This window comes from Winogradskyella sediminis (assembly GCF_003387355.1).
In the GTDB taxonomy this organism is placed as follows: domain Bacteria; phylum Bacteroidota; class Bacteroidia; order Flavobacteriales; family Flavobacteriaceae; genus Winogradskyella; species Winogradskyella sediminis.
The window spans coordinates 40,830-59,465 of record NZ_QUNH01000001.1 but is presented as its reverse complement, the minus strand read 5'-3'; the positions used below and the strand labels follow the sequence as shown (position 1 = coordinate 59,465).

The following is an 18,636-nucleotide window of genomic DNA, read 5'->3' as shown; positions in this document are numbered from 1 at the left end:
AATTATCGTTCGTGTTCTATTTTGTAATAAGGTACAATGTTAAAACTATTAGATTCTATATTCATATAGTTGCTTCTGTTTTTACGCTTATGTTGTACAAAGTGTGTGGTGTCATAGATTTCCCAAGCCGTAAGTTCATTTAAGCGACCTGTAGAGGTTTTCATGTCAGTCTCAATCTTGCGAATCATTTTGTCTACTGTTTTTTGGTCTACTATTCTGAGAATTTTTTCTGAACTAGAACCTTTATTTATTTTATAAATAACCCAGTAATTGGAGTGAGATTTGTATCGCTTAGAATCCGTTAATTGCAATCTTGGTGGGCTGATTTTAGTGGTTTTAACTCCTCTGCTTTTGTAAATAGATATTCTGTTTTCAAGATTTCTGTTTGTTGAGGTAGTTCCCTTCGTTTCTTTTTGATTTGCTTTTTTACCAGAAAGTCTTAAATCAGATTCAATAGTGTTACTTTCAGATCCAAAAGGTATAGACTTAGATAGAGAATCTATTTGTGTGGTGTGATTATTATGGTTGTTAGAGGTGATAAGTGTAGGCGTTTTTAAATCAAAGGATTGGTTTCGCAGTAGCGTGATAATTATTAACTTATCTTTTAGTACAGCTTCAACAGCATAGCGACCCACTGGAATATCTGAAATTTGAATTTTAGCGACAGTATCCTTAACTTTTATAACGCGTTCAAAATCTTCATCATTGAAAATCATGAGTTCGTATATGGTACTATCACATTGAAAAACGATACTATCTTCGGTTTTGTTCAGATAATGTTTAAGTTCTTTGGCTCTTGTATTTGTATTTTGAAGCAATACCGACTTCTGACCATACACTAAGGATGATACAAATAAGAATACAACGAAGTATAGTAATCTCATAATTAGTAGGTTTTTTTGTTTTTGGGAAACAATTTTGGTAGCAAGAAAATGAAATAACATACTCAATACCATGTACAAAGGTACGTGCTTTTTAATAGGCTGCGCTATATTATAGATGCGAGGTTCGTTTTACGGGTTTATTTGCTAAGTGGGTCGATGTAACACATATATTGGTATATGAAACGTTGTAAATCAAGCTTTAGTTGTAGGTTTATTGGAGATGCCGTGCTCTTAAAAATGAATACTCTAGATGCTTTAATTTTAAAACTAGAGGCTTTGAAGATTGTTGCCTGTAGAGTAATATGGCGTCGGATTAAATATATCTGTAGCCACGGAATACACAAAATCTGGATTAGAGACTTGCTGCTCCATAAATTTACTCTTGTTATATACTTCCCAAACAGTCAGTGTGTTTAATCTACCAGAATTGCTGTTTGTTTCAATCTTGTGTCTGTATATCATTGTTTCCACGGATTTCTGATCTACTAATCTCATAGTTTTACTCGATCCGCTATCATTATTAATTTGCGTTTCTGTCCAGAAGTATTTTTGATGTTTTTTTGGCTGCATGCCACTATTGCCACGCGTTAAGATAAATGCAATGCTCTTTTTTGGTGCGCTTTTAATTACTTTTAGTTCTTCATCTAACATCATGCCTTTTCCTTCAGCTATTTGTTCGGTATTGTGAGAGCTGTTAGCGTTAGAAATGTTGTACAAATCGTTGTATTTGACTAAATCCATAACAATGATTTTTTCGGTTAATTTAGCTTCAACAATAAAATTACCTATAGGAATGTCTCTCAATGAAATTTCAGTTTTAGGTGTATCTACTGTAATAATCTGTTCGTAATCTTCATTAAAAATTTCTACTTTTTTAATTTTAGAATTACACTCTAATACCAAGCTATCCTTTGTGGCATTTAAATGGTGTTTTAATTCTTTAGCTTTAGGATGTGTATTTTGAAGTAATGTGATATTCTGACTGTAGCTAAAATGAGTCAAAAGTAGGACGAGTAATATGCTTATGTTTTTAATCATAATAATCACTTTTTTTAGGTTAATGGGCTTACAAATTATCTGATTTTGGGTGTCAGAATTTGCGTATTGTAAGTCTAATTTACACTCTAATTGCTTAATTTGTATTTATATAGGATGTGTGGCGTTTTTTTTAGATAATGCACATTTACATACGATGTAAAGCAGAAAAACAAGTTTTAATTATAATTAATTTAAGTTTTTTTAAGTCGTAATTTGTTTAAATTAGCCTATGAGAAAAATTCTATTTGGAGTTATTATAACTTTGGTTATTGTCTTCACTTTTAAATACTGTGATAACAAACAAGAAGATAAAATTGTACTTAAAGAAAGTAGTGCTTTAATTCAGGAGCAAATTAAAAATGTCGGCAAACTCGTGGTTACCGAGGGACATTTTAGTGAAGTGTTTACCTATAAAAATTCTAAGGGTATTTTTGGAGATTTAATTTCGGCTGAAAAGAAAGCTGTGGTTATTGTTAATGCCGATGTCACTGTGAGTTACGATTTGAGTAAAATAGACTATCGTATTGATGAGGGCGCTAAAACACTTCAAATACTTAGTATTCCAAAAGAAGAAATTAAAATTAGTCCAGATTTCGAGTATTACGATATGCAAGCTGATTTTCTAAACCAGTTTGAAGCCAAGGATTATAACGCTATAAAAACAACGGTAAAAGCATCATTAATGAAAAAGATAGAGGCTTCAGAATTAAAATCGAATGCAGAAAACCGTTTAATTAGTGAGCTTTCCAAGTTCTTTATTCTTACAAATACTTTAGGTTGGACTTTGCAATACCATGATAATTCAATAAAGTCTTCTGAAGAATTACAAAAATTACAATTATAGTTGACTTTTTAAGTTAATCCATCCACCTCCATTGGTAGCAGCAATATTATTGAGGTTTAAAAACTTTGCCGCCTTAGCAGAACGTGCACCACTTGCACAACAGGTAATTATGGGTTTGTCAAACTTTTTTATTTCATCAACTCTATTGTTTAATTCGTTGATGGGTATATGTATTGCATTTTTAATATGTCCTCCATCCCATTCCTGCTGAGATCTCACGTCTAATATAATGGCGTCATTTTTTAAATATTCTTCAACTTGACGCTTTTTTGTACGAAAAATAAAATCTAAAAATCCCATAGTTTCTTTTTGTTTAAATTTACAAATTATTAAACACTTCATAAAATATTGAAAGGGATAACTCGTAAAGAAGAAATAATAACCACAGCAGCTAAGTTGTTCAAAGAAAAAGGCTATAGCGCTGTAACTATGAGGGACTTGGCCAAAGCCATGGGGATTAAGGCTGCAAGTCTTTATAATCATATAAATTCTAAACAAGATATTTTAAAGGCCATTATTATTTCTCTTGCCGAAGAATTTACAGAAGGCATGCAACTCATTCAATCTTCTAATGATAGCTGTATTGATAAACTAAAAAAAATCATTGAACTTCACGTTAAAATTTCTAGCCAAAATATATATGGCATGGCGTCTCTTAATAATGATTGGATGCACCTCGAAGAGCATCTAAAATATTATCAACAGTTAAGGGACGATTATGAAAATGATTTTAGAGATATTCTTAAAAGCGGAATAGCATCAGGTGAAATCATAGATATTAAGCCAGAGGTTATGTTGTTTTCAATTTTAACGACATTGCGTTCTCTCTATCTTTGGATTCCTAAAAAGGAAGATGTCAATTTAGATGAACTGTCTAATTCTTTATCCCAAATCCTCATCAAGGGAATTAACATTTAGGTATCAAATTATTTCTTAACTTTGTAACACTAACTAACAAGTGTTAGTTTAAGGATTAAGAAATAATAATGGCACAATTCTATAAACTAAAAATACAAGATATATATAAGGAGACAGACGATACTTCGGTTGTTTCTTTCGCTGTTCCAGATAATTTAAAAAACGAATTCAAATTTCGTCAAGGTCAGCATTTAACGCTAAAAGCAGATATTAATGGCGAAGATGTTCGTCGTTCATATTCACTATGTTCTGGCCCAAACGATAACGAGTGGAAAGTTGCAGTAAAACAAATTTCCGGAGGTAAGTTTTCAAGTTATATAAATAATAATTTAAAAGCAGGAGACGAGCTAGAAGTTATGGTGCCAAGTGGAACATTTGGTGTCGAGGTACAGCCAGAAGCCTCAAAAAATTATCTCTTTTTTGCAGCAGGAAGTGGTATCACGCCAGTGCTTTCAATGTTAAAAGCACATTTATCAGCAGAGCCTAACGCAACTTGTAAATTGTTTTACGTTAATAAAACAGCAAAATCAATTATCTTTAAAGAAGCCTTAGAGCAACTTCGAAACACATACTTTGGTAGACTCGAAATTTATTATTTCTTAACCAAAGAACGTAGAGATATCGAGTTGTTTAACGGGCGTTTTGACGATGAAAAGATGCAAGTTTTAACCAAAACGTTTATAGATATTCCAGACACAAGCGAGGTTTTCCTTTGCGGACCAGAAAAAATGGTACACTTTGTAAGCGACTATTTAATAAACGCAGGTTTACCAAAAGAACTCGTGCATTTCGAGCTATTCGTAACAGGTCTTTCAGACGAAGATATTAAAAGAGCCGAGCGTCTAGCACAACAAAACGTAGAAGGAACAGAAGTAATCATAGTCGATGGCGGAAAAGAATTCGCCTTCACCATGACCAAAGAGTACGATAACATTCTCGATGCAGCCTTAGGTGCAGGAGCCGATTTGCCATTCGCCTGCAAAGGTGGCGTTTGTAGCACCTGCAAATGCGAGGTCATAGAAGGAAACGTAGAAATGAAAATAAATTACGCGCTAGACGATAAAGAAGTCGCGCAAAACCTGGTGCTAAGCTGTCAAGCAGTACCAACAACAGATAAAGTAATCGTCGATTTTGATGTGTAACAAATTCCTTTGTAAAAAGGAGTCTATTAATTTGTCATTCCTGCATAGGCAGGAATCCACTAAAAACTAAAAACTATTCACTAATAATTAATACAATGAGTGAAGAACAAATAAAAAACCTAGAAGCACAATTCGAAGCACGTATCGCAAGAGACGAGAAAATCGAACCAAAAGATTGGATGCCAGAAAAATATCGTAAAACGCATATTAGGCAAATGTCGCAACACGCACATTCCGAAATTGTAGGTATGCTTCCAGAAGGTAACTGGATTACAAGAGCACCTTCTTTAAGACGTAAAGTAGCATTACTTGCAAAAGTGCAAGACGAAGCAGGACATGGATTGTATCTATATTCAGCAACCGAAACTTTAGGTATTTCTAGAGAAGAAATGTACGAGCAGTTGCACACAGGTAAAGCAAAATATTCATCTATTTTTAACTATCCAACCATTACTTGGGCAGATATGGGAGCCATTGGCTGGTTAGTTGATGGCGCAGCAATTATCAATCAAGTGCCATTATGTAATACATCTTATGGACCATATGCAAGAGCAATGATTCGTGTGTGTAAAGAAGAAAGTTTCCACCAACGTCAAGGGTATGAAATCATGATAAAATTGGCAAATGGTACACCAGAACAAAAAGAAATGGCACAAGATGCTTTAAATCGTTGGTGGTGGCCAAGTTTAATGATGTTAGGCCCAACAGATGCAGAGTCAATCCATACAGCACAATCCATGAAATGGAAACTAAAACGTAAGTCTAACGACGATTTACGTCAGCAGTTCATAGACCAAACCGTTCCACAAGCAGAATTAATAGGTTTAACCATTCCAGATCCAGATTTAAAATGGAATGAAGAACGCCAAAGTTATGACTTTGGAGAAATCGATTGGGACGAGTTTTGGCAAGTTGTAAAAGGTCATGGACCAATGAATAAGGAGCGCATGAAAGCAAGAGTAAATGCATGGGAAGAAGGTGAATGGGTTAGAGACGCAGCAATGGCTCATGCCTCAAAAAAACAACGAACCTCTTTGGAAAAAGAGGTCTCATAATCGATATTAATGAATTATTGGTATGTCTATATCATGACAAATAAACCTAATGGTGTAATTTATATTGGTATAACCGATAATATTGAGGAAAGAGTTAAAGAGCATAAACTAAAAGTGTATCCAAAATCATTCACAGCTAAATATAATTGTGATAAACTAGTTTATTTTGAGGAGTTCGAACAAGGTAATGAAGCAGAGATACCAGAAAGACAATTCAAAAAATGGAAAAGAGATTGGAAAATTGAATTGATAGAGGAAATGAATCCTAATTGGACAGATATAAGTACTAATTGGAATCTGAACTATAATAAATTAAGAAAGTAAAATATAATTAATAAGATACCTGTTTTCACAGGCATTAGAAATTATGTCAACAAAAAATTGGCCCTTATGGGAAGTCTTCGTAAGAAGTAAAAACGGATTAGAACATCGTCACTGCGGAAGTTTACACGCAGCAGATGAGGAAATGGCATTAGAAAACGCAAGAGATGTCTACACCAGAAGAAGCGAAGGTGTAAGTATTTGGGTGGTAGAATCTAAGCATATTACAGCATCCAATCCTGAGAATAATGGTGAAATGTTTGAACCTGCTCAAGATAAAGTATATCGTCATCCAACATTTTACGATTTACCAGACGAAGTAAAGCATATGTGATAAATCTTTGATTTGTCATCCTGAACTTGTTTCAGGATCTCATCAAATGAAACAATTAAAATGAAAAACGAAAACTTATACAAATACATACTTGGTATCGCAGACAATTCACTTATTCTTGGACAAAGACTAGGAGAGCTTACAGGTCACGGACCAAGCTTAGAAACAGATATTGCCTGTACAAATATTTCACTAGATTTATTCGGTCAAGTACGCAGCTATTACCAATACGCTGCAAAAATAGCTGGTGATAATAGAACCGAAGATGATATTGCAATGCTTCGTAAAGAAAGAGAATATGTAAACGTGTTATTGGTAGAACAACCAAATACCAATTTTGCATATACTATCACACGTCAGTTTTTGTTCGATGTGTATCACTTTCTCTTTTTAACTCAATTAGAAAAAAGTAAGGATTTAACGCTTTCAGCAATTGCAACAAAGTCGCTAAAAGAAGTAAGCTATCATCAACGTTTTTCTACCGATTGGTTAAAACGATTGGGAGATGGAACAGCTGAAAGTAAAGAAAAAATGCAAGAAGCCATAGATGGTTTATGGACCTACACAGATGAGCTTTTTCATCAAACTGAAGCAGATAAAGCTATGGTTTCAGAAGGTGTTGGTGTAGATGTAACCAAACTAAAGGAAGCATATTACGAGAAAGTAGAAGCGGTTTTAAAAGAAGCAACTTTAACTGTTCCAGAATCTAAGTGGTTTCAAAAAGGAGGGAAACAAGGTATTCATACCGAATACATGGGATACTTATTAGCCGAATTACAATACATGCAACGTGCATATCCAAATATGGAATGGTAAAATTCCTGAGAAGGCAGATAAACCTTTAGGTTCAGCGAAGCTAATCTCATAAATAGAAACGAAATTTTAAAATGAAGTAAAATGTCACCTCGAGCGCAGTCGAGAGGTCTCAAAAAATGGTAACAGAAAAACAAAACATAAATCAAAGCTTAATTCCAATTCTGGAAAAAGTGTCTGATCCTGAAATTCCAGTATTATCCATTATGGATATGGGAGTTGTACGTTCTGCTGTCATCGAAAATAATAAAGTGAAAGTTCAAATCACACCAACCTATAGTGGTTGTCCAGCAATGGATGTGATTGGTGACGATATAAAAGCAGCTTTAAAAACCGCAGGATATGATTCCGAAATAGAATTAATCCTTGCACCAGCTTGGACAACCGATTGGATTACACCAAGAGGACGAAAAGCATTAGAAGATTACGGTATTGCAGCACCTTTAGATGCAGAAGCAGATAAAGACGTGTTGCTAAATGGAAAACGATTGGTAAAATGTACCAATTGCGGTTCCGCAAATACAAGATTAGTAAGTCAGTTTGGTTCTACAGCATGCAAAGCGCAATTTCAGTGCGACGATTGCCAAGAACCATTTGATTATTTTAAATGTTTAAAGTAAAATAATTTGGGCGTTACCCAAGGGTCAGGCTTTCGGCAGTCGCTCTCTGCGAGGAGCTTCAACAAAGCCTTAATCCTTAACGCGAAAACAAAAATTCGAATGCAACAATTGTCCCCTTGAGGGGACTTTAGGGGTGTTTTAAAATGACATAAACATGAGTTCAATTCTTTTAAAAATAGAAAATAAAATAGCGTACATCACGCTAAACAGACCAGAAGTATTTAATAGTATAAATAGAGAAATGGCATTTCTATTTCAAGATATTTTAGATGCTTGCGAAACAAATGCAGACGTTAGAGCGATTGTAATTACGGGAGCAGGAAAAGCATTTGGTGCTGGTCAAGATTTAAAGGAAGTTACAGATCCAGACTTAAATCCTGGTTTTAAAAAAATATTAGACGAGCATTATAATCCAATAATAATAAAAATTCGTGCTATAAAAAAGCCAATTATTGCAGCAGTAAATGGTGTTGCAGCTGGAGCAGCAGCCAATATTGCTTTAGCCTGTGATATTGTTGTAGCACATGAAAAAGTGAATTTTATTCAAGCATTTAGTTTAATAGGCTTAATTCCAGATAGTGCAGGAACGTATTTTTTACCAAGATTAATCGGTTTTCAAAAAGCGCAGGCATTAGCTATGTTAGGTGATAAGATTGGAGCTGAAGAAGCAGAAAAAATGGGAATGATTTACAAAATGATTCCATTAGAAAATTTCGAAGAAGAGGTTAATAAACTCGCTTTAAAATTAGCAAACATGCCAACCTTAGCTCTAGGTAAAATCAAAGAAGCATTCAATGCGTCATTAACCAATACTTTAGAACAGCAATTGGCTTTAGAATCTAAATTACAAATAGAAGCAGCTAGTAGTAATGATTATGCCGAAGGTGTTGCTGCATTTATAGAAAAACGTAAACCAAATTTTAAAGGAAATTAAAATTATTCATGTGAGTATTGTCCCCTTGAGGGGACTTTAGGGGTGTTTTTTTAGAGAATAAAAGCGCTACAATATAGAATGAAAAACAAAATAATTCCATACAATCCAAAATTAAAAGAATACGCTAGAGCACTAAGAAAGAATAGTACTTTGACGGAAGTATTGTTATGGAAAAACATTAAAAACAAAGCATTAGGAGTGCAATTTCACAGACAAGTCCCAATGTTAGATTATATCGTTGATTTTTATTGTCATGAACTCATGTTGGCAATTGTAATAGATGGAAATTCTCATGATTTTAGATATTTTGAAGATTCTAAAAGACAGAACAAGCTTGAGGATAAAGGCGTTGAATTTATAAGATTTTCGGATTATGATGTTAAGAATAATATGTTTAGTGTTTCCAGGTCTCTCGAAAAAAAAATAATCGAATTGAAAACACCCCTAAAGTCCCCTCAAGGGGACAATACTCATAAAGAAGCGAAAGTTGAATCTTTAAAAGAGGAATTAATACAAGCCCACAACCGAATAAAACCCTTTATTCACAAAACACCAGTATTAAGTTCCAACTTAATAAATAAAATGGTTGATGCAAATATTGTGTTTAAGTGCGAGAATTTTCAAAAAATGGGAGCCTTTAAAATGCGTGGTGCTTCCAATGCAATTTTATCATTAACGGATGAGGAAAGACAACGAGGCGTAGTTACACATTCCTCAGGAAATTTTGCACAAGCAGTTTCATTAGCAGCATTGAAATTAGGCGTGAAAGCCTATATCGTAATGCCAGAAAATGCACCTCAAGTGAAAAAAAACGCGGTTAAAACCTACGGTGGCGAAATCATAGAATGTGAATCTACACCACAAGCTAGAGAAGCTACTGCGAATAAAATAAAGGAAGAAAAAGGAGCCTCGTTTTTGCATCCATCAAATCAAGATGAGGTCATTTATGGTAATAGCACAGCAGCTATGGAATTGCTTGAGGAATATCCAGATTTAGATGTAATTTTAACACCAGTTGGAGGAGGCGGACTCATTGCAGGCACAGCTTTAGCAGCACATCATTTTTCCAAAAACTGCAAAGTAATTGGTGGAGAACCAATGGAAGCTGATGATGCGTATCGTTCTTTAAAATCTGGTAAAATAGAAACAAATGATAGTTTCCATACAGTGGCAGATGGCTTAAGAACACATTTGGGAGACCGAAATTTTCCGATCATTCAAAAGCATGTAGATAAGATTATTCGGGTTGAAGAAGCTGAAATTACAAATGCCATGCAACTAATTTGGGAACGTATGAAGATTGTGATAGAACCATCGAGTGCAGTCGCATTTGCTGCTGTTTTAAAATGTAAAGAAGAATTTAAAAATAAAAGCGTTGGCATTATTTTGTCTGGCGGAAATGTAGATGTGAAAAATCTACCATTTTAAAGTGCCTGAGTATTGTCCCCTTGAGGGGACTTTAGGGGTGTTTTTGAACAAGATAAATATAAAAGTTTAACCAAAAAACTTACCCACTTTCGTGGGCATTAATATGAACATAGGAATTATAGGTTCTGGCACAATGGGAAGCGGCATAGCGCAAGTTGCTGCAACTGCTGGTTGTACAGTTAAATTATACGATACCAATCAAGCGGCTTTAGATAAAGCTAAAGCAAGTTTAGAGAAAATTTTAAATCGTTTAATTGAAAAAGGACGAATAAATACAGAAGAAAAAAACAGAATTCAAGGTAATATTCAATATGTAGATAGTTTAAAAGATTTAGGAGATTCTAATTTAACTATCGAAGCAATTATCGAAAATTTAGAAATCAAACAAAAAGTGTTTTCAGAATTGGAAACTTATGTTTCTGAAGATTGCATCATAGCTTCAAACACATCTAGTTTGTCTATAGCATCCATTGCTGCATCATTACAAAAACCAGAACGCTGTGTCGGAATTCATTTTTTCAATCCAGCACCTTTAATGAAATTGGTGGAAGTTATTCCAGCTATTCAAACCTCAAAAGAAGTGCTTGAAAAAGCCATTCAAACCATCAAAGATTGGAAAAAAGTGGTTGCAGTTGCTAAGGACACACCAGGTTTTATTGTAAACAGAGTAGCAAGACCTTTTTACGGAGAGGCTTTACGAATTTACGAAGAAGGCATTGCAGATTTTGCAACTATAGACCACAGTTTAAAATCTTTAGGAGGTTTCCGAATGGGACCATTCGAATTGATGGATTTTATAGGAAATGATGTTAATTACACTGTAACCGAAACAGTATTTACAGCCTTCTATTTTGATCCAAGATATAAACCTTCATTTACACAAAAGCGTTTTGCAGAAGCTGGTTATTTAGGTCGAAAATCAGGAAAAGGATTTTATGATTATGATGCAAATGGAAGAAAAATAGAGCGAACATCTGTCTCGTCGAGCGCAGTCGAGACGTCTATTTCAGAAACCATTTTCAACCGCGTGATAGTCATGCTTATCAATGAAGCAGCAGATGCCTTATTTTTAAATATCGCATCCGCTGAAGATATAGACAACGCCATGACCAAAGGCGTCAACTACCCAAAAGGCTTACTCGCTTGGGCAGATGAAAAAGGTATCGATTGGTGTGTGTCAAAATTAGACGACTTATACAATGAATATCATGAAGATAGATACCGTTGCAGTCCATTATTACGAAAACTAAACAGAGAAAATAAAACGTTTTTTTAATTAGAGAGGAATTAGGGATTAGGAAATAGGCATTAGTATGAAAAGTAATTACCATTTTAAATTTGAGGATTTAATAGTATATCAAAAAGCTATGGATTTTGGTGAAGTGGTAGATGAACAAGTAAAACAATTTCCTAATCACGAATTATATGCTTTGTCTTCGCAATTTAGAAGAGCAGCAGATTCTATTGCTTTAAACCTTGCAGAAGGATATCCTGGTTCTGATGCTCAATTTGTTAAGCATATTAATCATGCTATTCATAGTGCTAATGAATGTGTAAGCTGTAGTACCAAAGCTAAAAGAAGAAAGTATGTTAGTTTTGAACAGAATGAAAATAATAGAAAACTAATTTCTGAATTAACTAAAATGATGTCATCATTAAGAAATAAAATTATTGAACGAAATAAGACTAATCCCTAATACCAAATCCCTAATGCCTTTAACTGGAGACCAAATTCCACATAAAATGTTATCCCAAGATGCCTACAGCACGTGGCTAGGAATAGAAATTCTTGAATGCGAAATCGGTCGCTGTAAAGTTGCGATGACTGTAAGAAAGGAAATGCTAAACAGTATGGGTAAAGCACATGGTGGAATCAGTTATTCCTTAGCAGATACAGCTTTCGGGTTTGCGGCAAATACACATGGTAAATATGCCGTATCCATAGAAACAAGCATTAATCATATTGAAGCATTAAATGAAGGGGATTATATTGTAGCAGAATCGGTGATTGAAAGCGTTAAAAACAGATTAGGTTTCAATATTGTTGAAGTTAAACGTGGAGACGAATTAGTAGCCCTTTTTAAAGGCGTCGTGTATCGCACACAAAAAGATTGGGAATAAAAAAAAACTAAAATATTAAATTATGAAATGGAAAGGTAGAAGACAAAGTGGTAACCTAGAAGACCAACGTGGTATGAGCAGCAAAGGAAAAGTTGTTGCTGGAGGTGGTGTTATTGCCGTAGTTGTAATTCTGTTGCAATTATTTGGAGGTGAAACAGGCCAACAAATAGCACCAATTATAGAACAGGTTGCCAATAGTCAGACCACACAACAGGTGCAAGAACGAGAGTTAACGAGCGAAGAAGTTGAAATGGGCGAATTTATGGCAACCGTTTTAGCAGATACCGAAGATGTATGGAACACTATTTTTATAGAAAATAACTTAGGAAACTATAAAGAACCAAAAATGGTGTTATTTACAGATGCAGTAAATACAGCATGCGGAAGTGCCACTTCAGCTTCCGGTCCTTTTTATTGTCCAGGAGACCAAAAATTATATATGGATTTGGCGTTTTTCGATGAGTTAAAAACAAGATTCGGAGCGCAAGGAGGCGATTTTGCAATCGCTTATGTTACCGCGCATGAAGTCGGACATCATATCCAAACCATTCTTGGGACTTCTAACAAAGTAAGACAATTACAAAGTCAAACTAACCAAACAGGAGCCAATAAACTCTCAGTAGCACAAGAATTACAAGCCGATTTTTATGCTGGTGTTTGGGCGCATCATAATAAAGAATATTTACAAGCGGGAGATATAGAAGAAGCATTAAGTGCTGCCAATGCTGTTGGAGATGATGCTATTCAAAAACGAATGAGTGGAAGCGTCAATTCCGATAGTTTCACCCATGGCACATCTGAGCAACGTATGGAGTGGTTCATGAAAGGCTATAATACAGGAGATATTAGAAATGGAGATACGTTTTCTGCACTTTTAGATTAACCAATTCCTGCTAAAAAAAGACAATTTATTGTTTATAACAATTTGTCATTCCTGCGCAGGCAGGAATCCACAATAAGAGTAAAATATTAATTTGAAATAGAAAATTCAATTTCAATATCAATTTCAAAAATGAAAGAAGCATACATTATAGACGGAATTAGAACACCAATAGGAAACTACAAAGGCACTTTATCTGCTGTTCGTACAGACGATTTAGGAGCTTTAGTAATAGAAGAAGTTGTAAAACGTAATCCAAACATCCCAAAAGAAGCATACGACGACGTTATTATGGGTTGTGCCAACCAAGCAGGAGAAGACAATCGTAATGTAGCACGTATGGCTTCGCTTTTAGCAGGATTGCCATATACCGTTCCTGGCGAAACTGTTAACCGACTTTGTAGTTCTGGTCTATCAGCAATTATTCACGCTAATCGTGCCATAAAAACAGGCGATGGAGATGTTTTTATTTCTGGTGGAGTAGAAAACATGACACGCGGACCATACGTTATGGCAAAACCATCAAGCGCTTTTGGAGGCGATTCAAAACTATACGATTCTACTTTCGGATGGCGATTTGTAAACCCGAAAATGCACGAAATGTACGGAACAGACGGCATGGGAATGACGGCAGAAAACTTAGTCGAAAAATATAATATCTCTCGTGAAGACCAAGATAAATTCGCACTTTGGAGTCAGCAAAAGGCAACCAAAGCGCAAGAAAACGGACGACTAGCAAAAGAAATTGTTACTGTCGAAATTCCGCAACGTAAAAAAGATCCAATTCAATTTTCAAAAGATGAATTTGTAAAACCATCAACATCTCTTGAAGTTTTAGGAAAACTAAGAGCAGCCTTTAAAAAAGAAGGCGGAAGCGTAACCGCAGGAAATTCTTCAGGATTAAACGATGGCGCAGCAGCAACCATCATAGCAAGTGAAGATGCAGTAAAAAAATACAATCTTAAACCATTAGCTAGAATTGTAAGTTCTGCTGTGGTTGGTGTCGAGCCAAGAATCATGGGTATTGGTCCTGTGCAGGCGTCTAATAAAGCATTAGAAAAAGCAGGTTTAACCATGGACGATATGGATATCATCGAGCTTAACGAAGCCTTTGCAGCACAAGCTTTGGCCTGCATTCGCGCTTGGGGATTAGAAGATAACGACCCAAGAATTAACCCAAACGGAGGTGCAATAGCAATTGGCCATCCATTAGGAGTTACTGGAGCTAGAGTTGCGTATTCGGCAGCTTTAGAGTTGCACGAACAAAATAAAAAATATGCACTGGTAACTATGTGTATTGGTGTTGGACAAGGGTATGCTTGCGTAATAGAAAAAGTATAACAAGAAAATAGAGACTAGACAACTACGCAGTTAGAGATTAGGAGAAAGTCAGCAGGTAGTCACCGTTGAAATGCAGAATAAAAAAATGAAATCGTTAAGAATTTTTGAAGCCTTGGAAAAAATTTAGATTTCATTTTGAGGTTTCAAAACTGTACTACAAGTTTTGAAAATTCCTCATTTCAACTTGAATTTTTGGTTCGTTTTGTTTCAAGACAAAATGAACATAAATAAAAAAATAAATGAAAAAAGTAGAACATTACGTTCAAGGACAATGGACAACAGGAAAAGAAGAAGGAACACCAATTCTAGATGCAGTAACTGGTGAAGCATTTACTAGCGTTGCCATAGAAGGATTAGACGTTCCCGAAATTTTAAACTACGGACGAACAAAAGGTGGAGAAGTACTTCGTAAAATGACCTTTCAAGAGCGTGGAAACATGCTTAAAAAATTAGCATTATATCTTACCAAAAGAAAAGATGCTTTTTACGATTTAAGTTATAGAACAGGAGCAACCAAAGTAGATAGTTGGATAGATATTGAAGGTGGTTTCGGAAACTTATTTGCTAACGCTTCACTTAGAAAATTATTTCCAAATCAACCGTATCACGTCGAAGGTGATGCAATCGATTTATCCCGTGGAGGACGCTTTATGGCGCATCATATTATGGTGCCTAAAAAAGGAGTTGCAGTGCATATTAATGCTTTTAACTTTCCGGTTTGGGGCATGTTAGAAAAATGTGCGGTAAACTGGATGGCAGGTGTGCCAGCAGTCGTGTTGCCTGCACCTTCGTCATCGTATCTAGCAGAAGCTGTGGCACGAACTATTATTGATTCTGGAATATTGCCAGAAGGCGCATTACAAATCATAAACGGAACGGTTAAAAATATTCTAGACACTGTAGAATCTCAAGATGTGGTTACCTTTACAGGTTCTGCACAAACCGGACGATTACTAAAAGCGCATCCAAGATTAATACAAGAATCTGTGCCTTTTACTATGGAAGCCGATTCTTTAAATGCTTCTATTTTAGGAGAAGATGCGGTTCCTGGAACACCAGAATTCGACTTGTTTATTAAAGAAGTTAGAAAGGAAATGACGGTTAAAGCTGGGCAAAAATGTACAGCAATTAGACGCGTCATCGTTCCTGAGAAATTAGTAGACGATGTGCAAACTGCATTAGCAAAACAACTAGATAAAGTAACTATTGGAGACCCAAGATTAAAAGAAGTTAGAATGGGTTCTTTAGTTAGTCATCAACAAGTACAAGCAGTTCGAGATTCGGTAAACGATTTGTCAAAAGAAGCGCAAATTGTATACGGTAATTTAAACGAAATTAATACCATTGGAGCAGATGCCAAAAAAGGCGCATTTATTAGTCCAATTTTATTACGAGCAGATAACCCATTTCAAAATACTGTCATTCACGAGCGTGAAGCTTTCGGACCAGTAAGTACCCTTATGCCATATAAAAACCTAGACGAAGCCATTACTTTGGCACAAATGGGTAAAGGTTCGTTAGTGTCTTCTATTGCCACTAATGACGATAAAATTGCTAAAGATTATGTGATAAATGCAGCATCTCATCATGGTAGAATTTTAGTTTTAAATAGAGAAAGTGCAAAGCAAAGTACAGGTCATGGTTCGCCATTACCATATTTGGTTCATGGAGGTCCAGGACGTGCTGGTGGAGGCGAAGAAATGGGAGGTATGCGAGGTATTAAACATTATTTACAACGTACAGCTATTCAAGGTTCGCCAACCACTATTACCGAAATCACTGGAATTTACCAGCAAAATGCAAAATATAAGGAAGCAGAACAGCATCCGTTTCAATACCATTGGGAAGATATTCAACCTGGTATGTCTCTAAAAACACATAAGCGAACTTTAACAGATAATGATATTCAAAATTTTGCCAATTTAACTTGGGATCATTTTTATGCACATACTGATATTACTTCGTTAGATGGAAGTATTTTCGAAAAGAGAACAGCGCATGGTTATTTCATTATTTCAGCAGCAGCAGGATTATTTGTGTATCCAAATAAAGGGCCAGTTGCAGCCAATTACGGTTTAGATAGTATTCGTTTTTTAAGACCATTATATCATAACGATACTATTTATGTGCGTTTAACATGTAAAGAAAAAGTAGATAGAGATGTTGCTTCTGCAGAACATCCAAGCGGAATCGTAAAGTGGCATGTTGAGGTTTTTGATGCTAATTTTGAAAACCGTCCTGAAAGTCAGAAAACAGAAAAAGACAGTCCGTTAGTAGCTGTAGCAACTATTTTAACTATGGTTGAAAAAAAGCAAGAAACCTTTGTGGAGATGACTTCGGAAAAAATTGACGAATGTCTTTCTAATTTAAAAGCAGATGCTAAACCAAAATGGGGAATTATGACGCCACAACACATGATTGAGCATTTAGAATATACTTATAAAATTGCTTCAGGTGAAATTCAAGATTTTGATGTCAATACACCAGAAAAGATTTTAGAGAAAGTGCGTCATAGTTTATATAACTACGATAAATTTCCAAAGAACAGCCAGTTTCCGCAGTTAGAAAAAGACACATTAGATGATTTAAAACATGCTGATTTAGAAACAGCAATTGAAAAATTTAAAGAGCAACGCGAAAAATATTTAGAATTTTATAAAGAGAATCCAGATGTTAAATTGAAGAATTTAGTCTTTGGTGAATTAAATAAATATGAAGCGTATTTATTAGAAAGAAAACATTTGAATCATCACTTTGAGCAATTTGGTCTCTTGTAAAGTCACTGCGCACCTGTTGCGCAGTCGCATTAATATTAACGGAAAACTTTAATGCAGTCGCCTATATAAGAACTAAATGTCAAAAAAATATTATACATACATTTTAACACACGAAAGAAATCACATCTTTTATGTTGGTGTAACAAATAATATGGAACGAAGAATGCATGAACATAAAGCAGCAACTTTTGGAACGCACGTTGGACATTATAATATTAAAAAATTAGTTTATTTTGAAGAGCACTCAGATATTAGGGTTGCTATTAGAAGAGAGAAGACTATTAAGAAATGGAAAAAAGCATGGAAGAAGAATCTAATAACGCAAATGAATCCAGATTGGATGGATTTGAGTTTAGATTGGGATCTTTCCAAGTATAATAAGAACTAAAATAATACGAATGCGCAACAAGTGCGCATTGACATACTAAGAATATGAACACACCATACGTAAAACTAGAAATTAAAAACGAAGTAGGATACATAGAGTTTTTCCATCCTGCTCACAATTCCTTGCCAGGTAACATTCTGGCTGAATTAGCACAAACGATAACCGATGCAGGAACAAACGATGCAATAAAAGTTGTTGTACTTAAAAGTGGAGGAGACAGAACCTTTTGTGCTGGAGCAAGTTTTAATGAATTAATAAATATTAACGACGAAGCAACAGGAAAAATTTTCTTTTCAGGATTTGCAAACGTAATCAATGCGATGCGTAAATGTCCAAAATTCATTATTGGACGCATACAAGGAAAAACCGTTGGCGGTGGAGTAGGACTTGCAGCAGCAACCGATTATTGTATGGCAACAAAATTTGCTGCTATTAAATTAAGTGAATTAAATATCGGTATTGGACCATTTGTTGTAGGTCCCGCAATAGAACGTAAAATGGGCTTAAGTGCGATGTCGCAAATCGCTATCGACGCCAATACATTTTATACGCCAGAATTCGCAAAACAAAAAGGCTTATACACACACGTTTTTGATACAACTGAAGCGTTAGATGAAGCTGTAAAAAATACAGCAGAACACTTATGCACATACAATACAGAAGCCATGCTCGAAATGAAAAAAGTATTCTGGCAAGGCACAGATGATTGGGATGTGCTTTTAGCAGAGCGCGCAGCAACAAGTGGTAAACTTGTGCTTTCAGACTTTACAAAAGAGAAACTTAAAGGATTCAAATAAA

21 protein-coding genes and 1 pseudogene are annotated in these 18,636 nt (G+C 35.2%); 19 read left to right on the top strand and 3 right to left on the bottom strand.

From position 1 onward, the window contains the following. Positions 1–2: 2 nt before the first annotated feature. Positions 3–884, bottom strand: a complete 882-nt coding sequence (locus C8N41_RS00270; protein WP_147298915.1) for a hypothetical protein — start codon at positions 882–884, stop codon at positions 3–5. Positions 885–1,151: 267 nt separating this feature from the next. Continuing rightward, on the bottom strand, positions 1,152–1,922 hold the full coding sequence (locus tag C8N41_RS00265) for a hypothetical protein (protein WP_115837666.1): 771 nt from the start codon (positions 1,920–1,922) through the stop codon (positions 1,152–1,154). Positions 1,923–2,151: 229 nt separating this feature from the next. Here C8N41_RS00265 and C8N41_RS00260 point away from each other — a divergent pair, with 229 nt between their 5' ends. Further along, positions 2,152–2,766, top strand: coding sequence for a DUF4230 domain-containing protein (locus C8N41_RS00260; protein ID WP_115837664.1), 615 nt, complete (start codon positions 2,152–2,154; stop codon positions 2,764–2,766). On the opposite strand, the gene C8N41_RS00255 is transcribed toward C8N41_RS00260, so the two are convergent. Beyond that, a complete protein-coding gene (locus C8N41_RS00255) occupies positions 2,761–3,066 on the bottom strand; it encodes a rhodanese-like domain-containing protein (protein WP_092446671.1) in 306 nt (101 codons plus the stop codon). The genes C8N41_RS00260 and C8N41_RS00255 overlap by 6 nt on opposite strands. Before the next feature lie 48 nt (positions 3,067–3,114). Here C8N41_RS00255 and C8N41_RS00250 point away from each other — a divergent pair, with 48 nt between their 5' ends. From C8N41_RS00250 to C8N41_RS00170, 18 genes and pseudogenes are all read left to right on the top strand, one after another. Then, a complete protein-coding gene (locus C8N41_RS00250) occupies positions 3,115–3,684 on the top strand; it encodes a TetR/AcrR family transcriptional regulator (protein ID WP_211318174.1) in 570 nt (189 codons plus the stop codon). Positions 3,685–3,752: 68 nt separating this feature from the next. After that, positions 3,753–4,826, top strand: coding sequence for a 2Fe-2S iron-sulfur cluster-binding protein (locus C8N41_RS00245; RefSeq protein WP_115837662.1), 1,074 nt, complete (start codon positions 3,753–3,755; stop codon positions 4,824–4,826). Positions 4,827–4,921: 95 nt separating this feature from the next. Beyond that, positions 4,922–5,881, top strand: a complete 960-nt coding sequence (gene paaA, locus C8N41_RS00240; protein WP_115837659.1) for a 1,2-phenylacetyl-CoA epoxidase subunit PaaA — start codon at positions 4,922–4,924, stop codon at positions 5,879–5,881. 9 nt (positions 5,882–5,890) lie between these two features. Then, entirely contained in the window at positions 5,891–6,205 is a 315-nt protein-coding gene (locus C8N41_RS00235; RefSeq protein WP_115837658.1) for a GIY-YIG nuclease family protein, read from the top strand. A gap of 43 nt (positions 6,206–6,248) precedes the next feature. After that, positions 6,249–6,536 carry a 1,2-phenylacetyl-CoA epoxidase subunit PaaB gene (gene paaB / locus C8N41_RS00230; protein WP_013870237.1) on the top strand — a complete coding sequence of 96 codons (288 nt, stop codon included), beginning with the start codon at positions 6,249–6,251 and terminating at the stop codon, positions 6,534–6,536. A 60-nt stretch (positions 6,537–6,596) separates the two neighbouring features. Next, complete coding sequence (gene paaC, locus C8N41_RS00225) at positions 6,597–7,352, top strand: 1,2-phenylacetyl-CoA epoxidase subunit PaaC (protein ID WP_115837656.1); 756 nt, start codon at positions 6,597–6,599, stop codon at positions 7,350–7,352. Positions 7,353–7,468: 116 nt separating this feature from the next. Continuing rightward, complete coding sequence (paaD, locus tag C8N41_RS00220) at positions 7,469–7,969, top strand: 1,2-phenylacetyl-CoA epoxidase subunit PaaD (protein WP_115837654.1); 501 nt, start codon at positions 7,469–7,471, stop codon at positions 7,967–7,969. A 154-nt stretch (positions 7,970–8,123) separates the two neighbouring features. Next, entirely contained in the window at positions 8,124–8,903 is a 780-nt protein-coding gene (locus tag C8N41_RS00215) for an enoyl-CoA hydratase-related protein (protein WP_115837652.1), read from the top strand. 78 nt (positions 8,904–8,981) lie between these two features. Then, positions 8,982–9,302: pseudogene (locus tag C8N41_RS16845) on the top strand (endonuclease domain-containing protein); the annotation flags it as partial. Positions 9,303–9,443: 141 nt separating this feature from the next. Beyond that, positions 9,444–10,331: a threonine ammonia-lyase gene (locus tag C8N41_RS00210; protein ID WP_394364690.1), complete on the top strand. Its 888-nt coding sequence runs from the start codon at positions 9,444–9,446 to the stop codon at positions 10,329–10,331. Positions 10,332–10,434: 103 nt separating this feature from the next. Then, positions 10,435–11,607, top strand: coding sequence for a 3-hydroxyacyl-CoA dehydrogenase NAD-binding domain-containing protein (locus tag C8N41_RS00205; protein WP_115837648.1), 1,173 nt, complete (start codon positions 10,435–10,437; stop codon positions 11,605–11,607). A gap of 37 nt (positions 11,608–11,644) precedes the next feature. Next, entirely contained in the window at positions 11,645–12,028 is a 384-nt protein-coding gene (locus tag C8N41_RS00200) for a four helix bundle protein (protein ID WP_013870242.1), read from the top strand. Positions 12,029–12,041: 13 nt separating this feature from the next. Further along, on the top strand, positions 12,042–12,452 hold the full coding sequence (locus C8N41_RS00195; RefSeq protein WP_115837646.1) for a hotdog fold thioesterase: 411 nt from the start codon (positions 12,042–12,044) through the stop codon (positions 12,450–12,452). A gap of 22 nt (positions 12,453–12,474) precedes the next feature. Further along, entirely contained in the window at positions 12,475–13,335 is an 861-nt protein-coding gene (gene ypfJ, locus C8N41_RS00190) for a KPN_02809 family neutral zinc metallopeptidase (RefSeq protein WP_092446679.1), read from the top strand. 129 nt (positions 13,336–13,464) lie between these two features. Further along, positions 13,465–14,673 carry a 3-oxoadipyl-CoA thiolase gene (gene pcaF / locus C8N41_RS00185; RefSeq protein ID WP_115837643.1) on the top strand — a complete coding sequence of 403 codons (1,209 nt, stop codon included), beginning with the start codon at positions 13,465–13,467 and terminating at the stop codon, positions 14,671–14,673. Between the two features lie 239 nt (positions 14,674–14,912). After that, complete coding sequence (gene paaZ, locus C8N41_RS00180; protein ID WP_115837641.1) at positions 14,913–17,450, top strand: phenylacetic acid degradation bifunctional protein PaaZ; 2,538 nt, start codon at positions 14,913–14,915, stop codon at positions 17,448–17,450. Between the two features lie 76 nt (positions 17,451–17,526). Beyond that, on the top strand, positions 17,527–17,838 hold the full coding sequence (locus C8N41_RS00175; RefSeq protein WP_115837639.1) for a GIY-YIG nuclease family protein: 312 nt from the start codon (positions 17,527–17,529) through the stop codon (positions 17,836–17,838). 44 nt (positions 17,839–17,882) lie between these two features. After that, positions 17,883–18,635, top strand: a complete 753-nt coding sequence (locus C8N41_RS00170; RefSeq protein ID WP_115837637.1) for an enoyl-CoA hydratase/isomerase family protein — start codon at positions 17,883–17,885, stop codon at positions 18,633–18,635. Position 18,636 lies beyond the last annotated feature (1 nt).